Annotated in this window: 10 protein-coding genes; 8 read left to right on the top strand and 2 right to left on the bottom strand. The window is 73.3% G+C overall.

The genetic code is table 11. The annotated features are described in order from the left end of the window. Positions 1 to 134: 134 nt before the first annotated feature. The 5 genes from IF73_RS0113920 to IF73_RS0113900 all read left to right on the top strand — a co-directional run bounded on the left by IF73_RS0113920 (position 135) and on the right by IF73_RS0113900 (position 4,432). Positions 135 to 1,658, top strand: coding sequence for a flavin-containing monooxygenase (locus tag IF73_RS0113920; RefSeq protein WP_031007322.1), 1,524 nt, complete (start codon positions 135 to 137; stop codon positions 1,656 to 1,658). Then, positions 1,655 to 2,560, top strand: a complete 906-nt coding sequence (locus tag IF73_RS0113915; RefSeq protein WP_031007321.1) for an alpha/beta fold hydrolase — start codon at positions 1,655 to 1,657, stop codon at positions 2,558 to 2,560. The genes IF73_RS0113920 and IF73_RS0113915 overlap by 4 nt, the downstream gene beginning before the upstream one ends. Next, a complete protein-coding gene (locus IF73_RS0113910) occupies positions 2,557 to 3,465 on the top strand; it encodes an SDR family oxidoreductase (protein ID WP_031007319.1) in 909 nt (302 codons plus the stop codon). The genes IF73_RS0113915 and IF73_RS0113910 overlap by 4 nt, the downstream gene beginning before the upstream one ends. Before the next feature lie 97 nt (positions 3,466 to 3,562). After that, positions 3,563 to 3,754: a hypothetical protein gene (locus tag IF73_RS0113905; protein ID WP_031007317.1), complete on the top strand. Its 192-nt coding sequence runs from the start codon at positions 3,563 to 3,565 to the stop codon at positions 3,752 to 3,754. Between the two features lie 153 nt (positions 3,755 to 3,907). Next, the gene (locus IF73_RS0113900; protein WP_031007315.1) at positions 3,908 to 4,432 is read left to right on the top strand and encodes a GNAT family N-acetyltransferase; all 525 of its coding nucleotides are present in this window, start codon (positions 3,908 to 3,910) and stop codon (positions 4,430 to 4,432) included. On the opposite strand, the gene IF73_RS0113895 is transcribed toward IF73_RS0113900, so the two are convergent. Next, positions 4,375 to 7,665, bottom strand: a complete 3,291-nt coding sequence (locus IF73_RS0113895; RefSeq protein ID WP_031007313.1) for a S41 family peptidase — start codon at positions 7,663 to 7,665, stop codon at positions 4,375 to 4,377. The genes IF73_RS0113900 and IF73_RS0113895 overlap by 58 nt on opposite strands. Positions 7,666 to 7,838: 173 nt before the next feature. On the opposite strand from IF73_RS0113895, the gene IF73_RS0113890 reads away from it, so the two are divergent. Both IF73_RS0113890 and IF73_RS0113885 read left to right on the top strand, forming a co-directional pair. Beyond that, positions 7,839 to 8,411 carry a TetR/AcrR family transcriptional regulator gene (locus IF73_RS0113890; protein ID WP_031007311.1) on the top strand — a complete coding sequence of 191 codons (573 nt, stop codon included), beginning with the start codon at positions 7,839 to 7,841 and terminating at the stop codon, positions 8,409 to 8,411. A gap of 103 nt (positions 8,412 to 8,514) precedes the next feature. Beyond that, a complete protein-coding gene (locus IF73_RS0113885) occupies positions 8,515 to 10,677 on the top strand; it encodes an MMPL family transporter (protein WP_051716760.1) in 2,163 nt (720 codons plus the stop codon). A 97-nt stretch (positions 10,678 to 10,774) separates the two neighbouring features. Here the strand turns inward: IF73_RS0113885 and IF73_RS0113880 are convergent, their stop codons facing one another. Then, complete coding sequence (locus IF73_RS0113880) at positions 10,775 to 11,122, bottom strand: SsgA family sporulation/cell division regulator (protein WP_031007307.1); 348 nt, start codon at positions 11,120 to 11,122, stop codon at positions 10,775 to 10,777. Positions 11,123 to 11,289: 167 nt separating this feature from the next. Here IF73_RS0113880 and IF73_RS0113875 point away from each other — a divergent pair, with 167 nt between their 5' ends. Further along, positions 11,290 to 12,363 carry an energy-coupling factor ABC transporter permease gene (locus IF73_RS0113875; RefSeq protein ID WP_031007305.1) on the top strand — a complete coding sequence of 358 codons (1,074 nt, stop codon included), beginning with the start codon at positions 11,290 to 11,292 and terminating at the stop codon, positions 12,361 to 12,363.

The raw sequence follows: 12,363 nt of genomic DNA, 5'->3' as shown, positions 1-12,363 counted from the left end.
CGCCCGCCAGCCTATGTTGTACCGCCGGTAACTTTCCCTCGCCGGACCCCTACCGCTCGGTATGGAGCTGCTCTACAGTCCCGACTGTGCCAGTGATTGCTGGCGGAATCTTGGCCGGGCGCACGGGAGGCGGCATGGCGAAGCACGAGCACGTACGGGTGGCGGTGATCGGATCGGGGTTCGGCGGGCTCGGGGCCGCCGTCCGGCTGCGCCGCGAGGGGATCACCGACTTCGTCGTCCTGGAGCGCGCCGACTCCGTCGGCGGGACCTGGCGGGACAACAGCTACCCCGGGTGCGCCTGCGACGTGCCCTCGCACCTCTACTCCTTCTCCTTCGCGCCCAACCCGGACTGGCCGCGCACCTTCTCCGGCCAGCGGCACATCCGCGCCTACCTGGAGCACGTCACCGACACCTTCGGGCTCCGGCCGCACCTGCGGCTGAACCACGAGGTCGTGCGGATGGCCTGGAACGAGGACGAACTGCGCTGGGACATCGAGACCAGCCGCGGCGGCTTCTCCGCCGACGTCGTCGTCTCCGCCACCGGCCCGCTCTCCGACCCGAAGATCCCGGACGTCCCGGGGCTCGACGGCTTCACCGGCAAGGTCTTCCACTCGGCCCGCTGGGACCACGACTACGACCTGCGCGGCAAGCGCGTCGCCATGATCGGCACCGGCGCCTCCGCCATCCAGATCGTGCCCGCCATCCAGCCCGAGGTCGCGAAGCTGACCCTCTTCCAGCGCACGCCCCCGTGGGTCATGCCCCGCATGGACCGGGCCATCAGCGGCCCCGAGCGCTGGCTGCACCGCGCCCTGCCGGCCACCGCCACCCTGCGCCGCGGCATCCTCTGGGGCATCCGCGAGCTCCAGGTCGGCGCCTTCACCAAGCACCCGGGCGAGCTGGGCCTGGTCGAGAAGCTGGCCAAGGCCAACATCGCCAGGGCGATCAAGGACCCGGAGCTGCGGGCCAGGCTCACGCCCTCGTACCGCATCGGATGCAAGCGGATCCTGCTGTCGAACACGTACTACCCGGCCCTCGCCCAGCCCAACGTCGACGTCGTCGGCGGCGGGCTCCAGGAGGTCCGCGGGAACGTCGTCGTCGGCTCCGACGGCAGCGAGACCGAGGTCGACGCGATCATCTTCGGCACCGGCTTCCACGTCACCGACATGCCGGTCGCCGACCTCGTCCACGGCGCCGACGGCCGCTCGCTCGCCGAGCACTGGAAGGGCGGCGTGCAGTCGCTGCGCGGCGCCACCGTCGACGGCTTCCCCAACTGGATGACGATCATCGGGCCCAACACCGGCCTCGGGAACTCCTCCATGATCCTCATGATCGAGTCCCAGCTGAACTACATGGCCGACTACCTCCGCCAGCTCGACGTCCTCGGCGGCCGGGCCGCGCTCGCCGCCCGCCCCTCCGCCGTGCACGCCTGGAACCGCAAGGTCCAGAACCGCATGGAGCGGACCGTCTGGAAGGCCGGCGGCTGCGACAGCTGGTACCTCGACGCCAACGGGCGCAACACCACCCTGTGGCCCGGCACCACCGGCGAGTTCCGCCGCGAGACCCGGCAGGTCGACCTCTCCGAGTACGAGGTCGTCCGCGCCGCCCGGCCCGTGAAGGCCACCGCCCGCCCGGCCCGCAAGAAGGAGGCCGCCCAGTGATCCGCCTCCCCGCGCCCCGCACCCACACCGTCCGCTCCGCCGACGGCGCCGAGCTGCACGCCGAGGTGTACGGCCCCGAGGACGCGCCCGCCGTCGTCCTCGCCCACGGCTGGACCTGCTCCACCGCCTTCTGGGCCGGGCAGATCCGGGCCCTGGCCGCCGACCACCGGGTGATCGCCTACGACCAGCGCGGGCACGGCCGCTCCCCGGTCCCCGCCGCCGGCGGCTACTCGACCACCGCGCTCGCCGACGACCTGGAGGCGGTGCTCGCCGCCACCCTCGGGCCCGGCGAACGGGCCGTGATCGCCGGCCACTCCATGGGCGGCATGACGATCATGGCGGCGGCCGGCCGGCCCGGCTTCGTCCAGCACGCCGCCGCCGTCCTGCTCTGCTCGACCGGCCCGTCCCGGCTCACCGCCGAGGCGACCGTGGTGCCGCTCGGCCCCGGCGGCCTGCGGACCCGGCTGACCGGCGCCGTCCTCGGCTCGAAGGCGCCGCTGGGCCCGGTCACCGGCCTGTCGAAGAAGGTCCTCAGATACGCGACGATGGGACCGGGCTCGGCGCCCGACCGGGTCGACGCCTGCGCCCGGATCGTGCACGCCTGCCCGCGCCCGTCCCGGTACGGCTGGTCGCGGGTGCTCGCCGCGCTCGACCTGGAGGCGGGCGTACGGGACCTCCGGGTGCCGGCCGCCGTCCTCGTCGGCACCGTCGACCGGCTCACCCCGCCGGTGCACTCCCGGGCCATGGCCGAGGCGCTGCCGCACTGCACCGGCCTGACCGAACTGGCCGGCATGGGCCACATGACGCCGGTCGAGGCCCCGGAGGCCGTCACCGCACAGATCCGCGAACTGACGCTCACCTATCTCGGAGCGCGTCCGACCGGCAAGGAGGCAGGGGTATGAGCAGGGTCAGCCTGGAAGGACAGGTCGCCGTCGTCACCGGCGGCGCCCGCGGCGTCGGCGAGCTGCTCGCCCGCAAGCTCTCGGCCCGCGGCGCGAAGATCGCGCTCGTCGGCCTGGAGCCGGAGCTCCTCGAGGAGGTCGCCGGCCGGCTGCACACCGAGGCCGACTGGTGGGAGGCCGACGTCACCGACCACGAGGCGATGGCCCGGGTCGCCGGCGAGGTCAAGGAGCGGTTCGGCAAGGTCGACATCGTCGTCGCCAACGCGGGTGTGGCCGCGGGCGGCCCGTTCGTCGACTCCGACCCGGTCGCCTGGCGGCGGGTCGTCGAGGTCAACCTGATCGGCGGGGCCGTCACCGGCCGCGCCTTCCTGCCGGTCCTCATGGAGTCCCGCGGGTACTTCCTCCAGATCGCCTCGCTCGCCGCGATCACCCCGGCCCCGATGATGACCGCGTACTGCGCCTCCAAGTCCGGCGTCGAGGCCTTCGCGCACAGCCTGCGCGCCGAGGTCGCGTACCAGGGCGTGAAGGTCGGCGTCGGCTACCTCTCCTGGACCGACACCGACATGGTGCGGGGCGCCGACCAGGACGACGTGATGAAGGAGCTGCGGCAGCGGCTGCCGTGGCCGTCCAACCGCACGTACCCGCTCGGCCCGGCCGTCGACCGGATCGTCGAGGGCATCGAGCGCCGCTCCGCGCACGTGTACGCACAGTGGTGGCTGCGCGGGATGCAGTCGGTCCGCGGCTATCTGCCCGGCGTGATCGCCACGGTCGGCAAGCGGGAGGTCGCGCGCTTCGCACCCCGGCTCTCCACGGTCTCCAGGGGTCTGGTGGGCGCGGGCGGCGCGGCCGACGAGCAGGCCCGGAAGGAGAGCGCCGGACCGGGGCCGGGCACGGACCGTGACTGATCGACATGCGCGGCGTGTTCGCTCGTGCGAGGCTGGTCGAGGCCCAGGGGCAACACCCGCCCCGTCCCCCTCACACCCCGTCTAGGAGTGAACCTTCATGGGCATCAAGGACCAGTTCCAGGACAAGGCGCAGGAGCTTCAGGACCGCGCCAAGAAGGCCATGGGCAACGCCAAGGACGAAGCCTCCCAGCGCGCCTCGCAGGCTCGCGAGGGCTCGCAGGAGGCGAAGGAGCGCGCCCAGCGGGAGGCGCGGGAGCGCACGGAGCGCGACCGCAGCCGCGAAGCCTGACCCGTCCTGAGACGAGGGGCGCACCCGGGACGCCGGGTGCGCCCCTCGCGCGTGCGCGCGGTTCCGGGGTGTCGGGGCGCCGCCTCCTCGCGGGTGCGCGGGCGTGGCGCAATTCACGCGCGCCGGGGGCGGGGATCTCCGTACCGTGTCCCCATGCCGGTACTCGAACTCCTGCGCTCCGACCACGCGCCCGCCCTGCTCGCCTTCGAGCGGGAGAACCGGGCGTACTTCGCCGCCTCCGTGCCCGACCGGGGGGACGCGTACTTCGCCGAGTTCGGCGCCCGTCACCAGGCCCTGCTCGACGAGCAGGAGAACGAGGGGACGATCCGCTTCCACGTCCTGGTCGCGGAGGACGGCGCGATCCTCGGCCGGGTCAACCTGCTGGACCTCGCCGACGGCGCGGCCGAACTCGGCTACCGCATCGCCGAGTCGGCCACCGGCCGGGGGCTGGCCACCCGGGGCGTCCTGGAGGTCTGCCGGCTCGCCGTGGAGGAGTACGGGCTGCGCCGGCTGTACGCGAAGGCGTCGCCGGACAACGGCGCGTCCCGGGCGGTGCTCGCCCGGGTCGGTTTCGGTGCGGTCGGCCGCGAGACGCTGAAGACCGGGGAGACCGCGATCGCCTACGAGCTGGACCTCGGGGGGAGCTTCGGGCGGGAGCGGTTCGGCACGTCCTCGTAGCCGGGCGGGACGGCGGCCGGTTCCGCTTCCAGCAGGGCGAGCGCCTTGTGGACGGCGTCGTCGAGCTGGGCGTGCCGGCCCTCGGCCCAGTCGAGGGGGGTGCGCAGGACGGCGAGGTCGGGTTCGACGCCGTGGTTCTCCACGGACCAGCCCCAGGGGGCGAACCAGGCCGCGTTCATGGGGACGGTGATCTGGGTGCCGTCGCCGAGCTTGTGCCGGCCGGTCATGCCGACGACCCCGCCCCAGGTGCGCTGTCCGACGACCGGGCCGAGGTTCAGCAGCCGGAAGGCGGCGGTGATCATGTCGCCGTCGGAGGAGGTGGCCTCGTCGGCGAGGGCGACGACGGGGCCGCGCGGGGCGTTGGAGGCGTAGCTGACGGGCTGGGCGTTGCGGGTGAGGTCCCAGCCGATGATCTTCCGGGTCAGGGTCTCCACGACGAGTTCGCTGATGTGGCCGCCGGCGTTGCCGCGCACGTCGACGATGAGGGCGGGCCGGGAGACCTCCATCCGCAGGTCGCGGTTGAACTGGGCCCAGCCGGAGCCGCCCATGTCGGGGATGTGGAGGTAGCCGCAGCGGCCGCCGCTGAGCTCGCGGACCACGGCCCGCCGTTTGGCCACCCAGTCCTGGTAGCGCAGCGGGCGTTCGTCGATCAGCGGGACGACGGCGACCCGGCGGGAGCGGCCCTCGCCGCCGGCCGGGGTGAAGGTGAGCTCGACCGTGGTGCCGCCGGTGCCGGCGAGCAGCGGGTAGGGGCCGGTGACGGGGTCGACGGGCCGGCCGTCGATGTGGGTGAGGGCGGCGCCCTCGCGGATGCCCGTGCCGGCGAGCGGGGAGCGGGCCTTGGAGTCGGAGGAGTCGCCGGGCAGGATCCGTTTCACCAGCCAGTTGCCGTCCCGGCAGACGAAGTTGGCGCCGAGGAGGCCCTGGGGGCGCTGGTAGTGGGCGGGGCCCTCGTTGCGCCGGGCGGGGGTGACGTAGGCGTGGGAGGTGCCGAGTTCGCCCATGACCTCGCGGAGCAGGTCGGCGAACTCGTCGGGGGAGGCGACCCGTTCGAGCAGCGGCCGGTACTGGTCGAGGATCGCGTCCCAGTCGACGCCGCCCATGCCGGGCTCCCAGAAGTAGGCGCGGACGATCCGTCCGGCCTCGGCGTAGGACTGGCGCCATTCGGCGCCGGGGTCGACGTCGTGCAGGATGCGGCGCAGGTCGAGGTAGACGGTGGAGTCGCCGTCGCCGGGTTCGGTGGCGGGCACCGCCCGCAGTTCGCCCTCGTCGAAGACGACGAGCCGGGTGCCGTCGCCGCTGACCGCGAACCAGTCGAGGTCGCGGGCGAGTTCGGTGCGGCGGGCCTTGACGACGGAGAAGTGCTCCAGGGTGGGGCGGCCCGAGGTGTCGGCGGGGTTGGCGAAGGTCTCGCCGAGGGCGCCGGAGATGGGCCAGCGCAGCCAGACGAGCCCGCCGCCGGAGACCGGGGCGAGCGCCGAGTACTTGGAGGCGGCGACGGGGAAGGGGGTGACCCGGTCGGGCAGGCCCTCGATCTCGACGGTGACCGTGCCGTCGCCGCTGTCGGCGCCGTCGTCGGCCGGGTCGAGTCCGCCGGCCGCCGGGCGCCCGTCGGGGAGGAGCGCGAAGGGGGAGGGGGTGGCGGAGGAGAGCGGCACCAGGTAGGGGCGGCAGCCGAGCGGGAACGACAGGTCGCCGGTGTGGACGTCGTACACCGGGTCGAAGCCGCGCCAGGAGAGGAAGGCGAGGTAGCGGCCGTCGCTGGTGAAGACCGGGTTCTCGTCCTCGAAGCGCCCGTTGGTGACGTCGATGACCGCGCGCGGCCCGGGCCCGGAGATGCGGACCAGTTTGATGGAGCGCAGGGAGCGGCCGATGCCGGGGTGGGACCAGGTGAGCCAGGCGCCGTCGGGGGAGAAGGCGAGGTCGCGGACGGGGCCGTTGACGGAGCGGATGAGCTCGGTGACCTCGCCGTTGGAGTCCTCGGTGGCGTCGATGAGGAGGAGCCGGCCGTCGTTCGAGGCGATGGCGAGCCGTTCGCCGTCGGGGTCGGCGACGAGCTCCTCGACGCGGCCGAGTTCCCCGGCGGCGAGCCGGCGCGGCGGCCGGTCGCCGCTGGCCCGGGGCAGGTAGGCGATCTCGACGGCGTCCTCGCCCTCGGCGTCGGTGACGTAGGCGATCTGGCCGCCGCTGCCGAGCATCTCGGGGAGCCGGACGCGGACGCCGGGGGTGTCGGTGATGGCGCGGGCGGGGCCGTCGCGGTGGGTGAGCCAGTACAGGCTGCCGCGGACGCCGACGGCGCTGGCCCGGCCCGTCTCGTCGACGGAGAGCGCGTCGACGTGCCGGGCGGCGGGCACCTGGTAGGGCCGCCGGCCGGCCCGCTGGCCGCCGAGGCGGATCTCCAGGCGGCGCGGCTCGGCGCCGGCGGCCAGGTCCTCGACGATCCACAGCTCGCCGGCGCACTGGTAGACGACCCGGTGGCCGTCGGAGGAGGCGTGCCGGGCGTAGAAGTCGGCGTGATCGGTGTGGCGGCGCAGCCCGGTGCCGTCGGGGCGGCAGGAGTAGAGGTTGCCGATGCCCTCGTGGTCGGAGAGGAAGGCGATCCGGTAGCCGTCCTCGCCGGGTGGCGCGGTGACGAACATCGGGTCGGCGAGGTGGCCTTCGAGGTCGGCGAGGAGTCGTTCGCCGTGCAGCCAGAGGCGGCCGGTGGCGCCGCCCCGGTACCGCTTCCAGGCGGCGGGTTCGTGCGGCGGGGTGCCGGTGAGGAGCAGGGTGCGGCGCTCGCCGCCGACGTCCCGGACGGCGATGTCGGAGACGGGCCCCCAGGGCATCCGGCGGCCGGGGGAGCCGTCGGTGGCGACGGTGTAGGCCCAGGAGAAGTACGAGAAGGGCTGGCCCTGCGAGGAGACGGCGAGGATGTCCCCGTCGGGGGACCAGCCGCAGACCCGGGTGTCGGTGGAGCCCCAGTGGCTGAGCTGGCGGGCGTGGCCGCCGTCGACCGGGACGAGGTGGATCTCGGGGTCGAGGCTGCGCCAGTTCGTGTACGCGATGTGGCGCCCGTCCGGGGAGAAGCGGGGGTGCCCGGCCCGGGTGCGGTCGACGGTGAGCCGCCAGGCGCGGCCGGGGCTCTGTCCGTCGGGGACGAGCGGGGCGACCCAGAGGTCGTCCTCGGCCGTGAAGCACAGCAGGTCGTCGTGGAGGTGGGGGAAGCGGAGGTAGGCCACGTCGTCTCTCACCCGTTCATGCTTTCCGCGCGGAGGGGGTGCGGCAACTCGTACAGGAGTGCGTGTGGCCCAGGACACGTACGAAACGGTTTCGTTTCGCTGGTCGGGCGGGTACCTTCGTACCGTACGCAGAGTACGAAACCGTTTCGTTCGCTCTGCTCGTCCCCCCGACCGGAGGTCCCGACATGGCCCGCAGCAGACTCACTCCCGAGCGGGAGACCGAGCTGTACACGGCCGTGCTCGACCTCCTCCGCGAGGTCGGCTACGACGCCCTCACCATGGACGCCGTCGCCGCCCGCACCCACTCCAGCAAGGCCACCCTCTACCGCCAGTGGGGGAGCAAGCCGGAGCTGGTCGCCCGGGCCCTGCGCCACAACAAGCCCGTCCATCTCGCCGAGATCGACACCGGCTCGCTGCGCGGCGACTTCCAGGCCCTCCTGGCGCTCACCGACGACTGTCAGATGGAGAAGGACACCGCGCTGATGCGGGGTCTGGCCCATGCCGTCCACGACAACCCGGACCTGCACCGGGCCCTGCGCGAGCTGCTCATCGAACCCGAGCTGAACAGCTTCGACGAGGTCCTCGCCCGCGCGGTCCGGCGCGGCGAGATCGACCCGGACAATCCGGCGCTCCATCTCGTCCCGCACATGCTGATCGGGGCGTTCGTCGCCCGCCCGCTGGTCGACGACCAGCCGGTCGACCACGCCTTCCTCAGCGCCTACGTCGACGCCGTCGTGCTCCCCTCACTCGGCGCCTGACCCGCACCACCGCACGTCCCTGCTCCACCTGACTGCGCACCGCTCACGCCGTCGGGCCGGCTCCCCATGCCCCTGTCCCACCCCACTATGGGAGTACGCACCCGTGGCCACCTTCCTGTACAAGCTGGGCCGCACCGCCTTCCGGCGCCGACGGCTCGTCGCCCTCCTCTGGGTGGCGCTCCTGGCGATCGCCGGAGTCGGCGCCGCCACCGCGCCCGCCGCGACCTCCAGCTCCTTCTCCATCCCCGGCACCGAGGCCCAGCGCGCCTTCGACCTGCTCGAAGAGCGGTTCCCCGGCGCCGGCGCCGACGGCGCCACCGCCCGCGTCGTCTTCAAGGCCCCCGACGGCGGCAAGATGACCGACGCGGCCCCCAGGGCCGTCGTCGAGGAGACCGTCGCCGCCCTGAAGTCGGGCTCCGACCAGATCGTCTCCGTCACCGACCCGTACCAGGCCCAGGCCGTCTCCCGGGACGGCTCCACCGCCTACGTCTCCGTCGCCTACAAGGTCAACGCGATGGAGCTGACCGACGAGACCCGCGAGGCCCTCGAACAGGCCGGGCACGCCGCCCAGGGCAAGGGGCTGACGGTCGAGGTCGGCGGCGACGCCCTCCAGACCATGCCCGAGACCGGCACCGGCGAGATCGTCGGCGTCGTCATCGCCGGCATCGTCCTCGTCATCACCTTCGGCTCGCTCGTCGCGGCCGGACTGCCGCTGCTCACCGCGATCATCGGCGTCGGCATCGGCGTCTCCGCGATCACCGCGCTCGCCAACGTCCTCGACCTCGGCACCACCACCTCCACCCTCGCGATGATGATCGGCCTCGCCGTCGGCATCGACTACGCCCTCTTCATCGTCTCCCGCTACCGCTCCGAGCTGGCCGACGGGCGCAGCAAGGAGGAGGCCGCGGGCCGCGCCACCGGCACCGCCGGATCGGCCGTCGTCTTCGCCGGACTCACCGTCGTCATCGCCCTCGTCGGCCTCGCCGTCGTCAACATCCCGATGCTGACGAAGATGGGCTTCGCCGCCGCCGGCACCGTTGTCATCGCCGTCCTCATCGCCCTCACCCTGATCCCGGCGCTGCTCGGCTTCGCCGGCGACAGGGTGATCGGCCGCAAGCAGCGCAAGGGCGCGGCCGAGGCCCCGGAGAAGTCCGGGAAGCCGAACGCCGGCACCCGCTGGGCCCGCTTCGTCATCCGCCGCCCGCTCTTCGTGCTCCTCGCCGGCGTCATCGGCCTCGGCGCCATCGCCGTCCCGGCCTCCTCCCTGGAGATGGGCCTGCCCGACGACGGCGTGAAGCCGGTCTCCGCGACCGAGCGCCGCGCCTACGACCTGCTCTCCGAGGGCTTCGGCCCCGGCTTCAACGGCCCGCTGCTCGTCGTCGTCGACGGCGACAGGGCCACCGCCGACAGGACCGTCTCCACCATCAAGGAGCTCGACGGCATCGCCGCGGTCACCCCGGCCACGCCCAACAAGGCCGGCGACGCCGCCATGATCACGGTGATCCCGAAGGACCGCCCGTCCTCCGGCGCCACCGAGACCCTGGTCCACGACATCCGCGACGCCACCGGCGACGACGTCCTCGTCACCGGCGCCACCGCGATGAACATCGACTTCTCGCAGAAGATGAACGACGCCCTCGTGCCCTACCTGGCACTCGTCGTCGGCCTCGCCTTCGTCCTGCTCACCGTGGTCTTCCGGTCGGTCCTCGTCCCGCTCAAGGCCGCCCTCGGCTTCCTGCTCTCGGTGGTCGCCGCGCTCGGCGCCGTCGTCGCCGTCTTCCAGTGGGGCTGGCTGGGCGGCCTGTTCGGCGTCGAGCAGACCGGCCCGATCATGTCGATGATGCCGATCTTCATGGTGGGTGTCGTCTTCGGCCTCGCGATGGACTACGAGGTCTTCCTCGTCACCCGGATGCGCGAGGCGTACGTCCACGGCGAGCGGCCCGGCGAGGCGATCGTGACCGGATTCCGGCACAGCGCCCGGGTGGTCACCGCCGCCGCGGTGATCATGATCGCGGTCTTCTCCGGATTCATCGGCATGAGCGACCAGATGATCAAGATGATCGGCTTCGGCCTCGCCGTCGCCGTCCTCTTCGACGCCTTCGTCGTCCGCATGGCGATCGTCCCCGCCGTCCTCGCGCTCCTCGGCCACAAGGCGTGGTGGCTGCCGAAGTGGCTCGACCGCGCGCTGCCGAACGTGGACGTGGAGGGCGAGGCGCTGGCCGGCCACGACACCGCCACCGCGAAGCCCGACCTCGTGAAGGCGTGACGCCTCCGTAGACCCCGGGGCGCCCCCTGAGCGGGGGGTCGCGCCCCGGACCGCGCCGGGACCTGTGGGGACGGGGAGCCGACGCGGCCGTACGCCGTCAGTGCGTCGTGAGCGACGACGCACCGGCGGCGTACGTGTGCTCCAGGAACCGGGAGAGGGCGACGCTGTCGAACTGCACCACGGAGACCTGCTCCTCACCGTGGAACTCGACCACCGTCTGCGCCCGCCCGCACGGCCAGACCGCGATGTCGCCGCGGTGGGCCGGCTGCTGGATCCCGTCCTCCAGCAGGGCGCGCGGGAAGGACCACTCGACGCCGCCGGGGAGGACGAAGCGCACGGTGGCGGGGGAGAAGCCGGGGTCGTAGCGGAGGGCGACCGGCACCGCCCGGGCGACCGGCGCGTCGCTGATGAGGCGGCCTCGGGCGTGGTCCTCGACGGCGGCCATCACGTACTCCTCACCTAGAGCTGCGCTTTGTCACTCAATGTCGCATTCTTCCCGGCCGCTCGCATGGTCACTCCCGAAGCGCCCGGACAGTGGCCGGCCTCACATCCGGCATCTTGTGATCCGGACGCTCTTGCAACTCTTTTGCAGGAGCGCTCATCATTCGGGACGTGCATGTACCTGACGGATTCATCAACGCCCCCGTGTCGGCCGCGGCCGGCGTCGTCGCCGCAGCCGCGGTCGCCGTGAGCCTGCGCGGCGCGCGCAAGGAGCTCGGGGGTACCCCCCAGGCCGGAGACCTCGGGGGAGAAAGGATCGCGCCGCTCGCGGGCCTGGTCGCGGCCTTCGTCTTCGCCGTCCAGATGCTCAACTTCCCGGTCGCCGCCGGCACCAGCGGCCACCTCCTCGGCGGGGCGCTCGCCGCGATCCTCGTCGGACCCTGGACCGGCGTCCTGTGCATCGCCGTCGTCCTCCTCATGCAGGGCGTCCTCTTCGCGGACGGCGGCCTCACCGCCCTCGGCGTCAACATCACCGTCATGGGCGTGGTCACCGTCGTCACCGCCCACCTCCTCTTCCGCGGGCTGCGGCTCGTGCTGCCCCGCAATCGCGGCGGCGTCACCGCCGCGACCTTCGTCGCCGCGCTCGTCTCCGTACCCGCCTCGGCCGCCGCCTTCACCCTGGTCTACGCCGTCGGCGGCACCACCGAGGTGCCGATCGGCAAGGTCCTCACCGCCATGCTCGGCGTCCACGTCCTCATCGGCGTCGGCGAGGCCGTCATCACCATGCTGACCGTCGGCGCGGTCCTCGCCGTCCGCCCCGACCTCGTGTACGGCGCCCGCGGCCTCACCGCCCCGCTGAAGCTCCGCGTCGACGGCGAACTGGTCGACGCGGCCCCCGCCCCGGTCGCGGCCCCGGCCGCGAAGAGCCCGAAGAAGGTGTGGATCGGCGGCGTCGTCACCGCCCTCGTCCTCGCCGGCGTCGTCTCCTTCTACGCCTCCGCCAGCCCCGACGGCCTGGAGAAGGTCGCCGCCGACCAGGGCATCGACGCCAAGGCCGAGGAGTACGAGCACGCCACCGCCGACTCCCCGCTCGCCGACTACGGCGTCCGCGGCGTCGACTCCGCCCGCCTCTCCGGCGGCCTCGCCGGCGTCATCGGCGTCGGCGCCACCCTCGCCGTCGGCACCGGCGCCTTCTGGGCCGTCCGCCGCCGGCGTACCGGCGACACCACCGGCGCCCGGGTCTGA

This window comes from Streptomyces sp. NRRL F-5727, from assembly GCF_000719555.1.
Lineage (GTDB): Bacteria > Actinomycetota > Actinomycetes > Streptomycetales > Streptomycetaceae > Streptomyces.
Note: the sequence above shows the minus strand (reverse complement) of the source record. Positions and strands in the feature narration are given on the sequence as shown.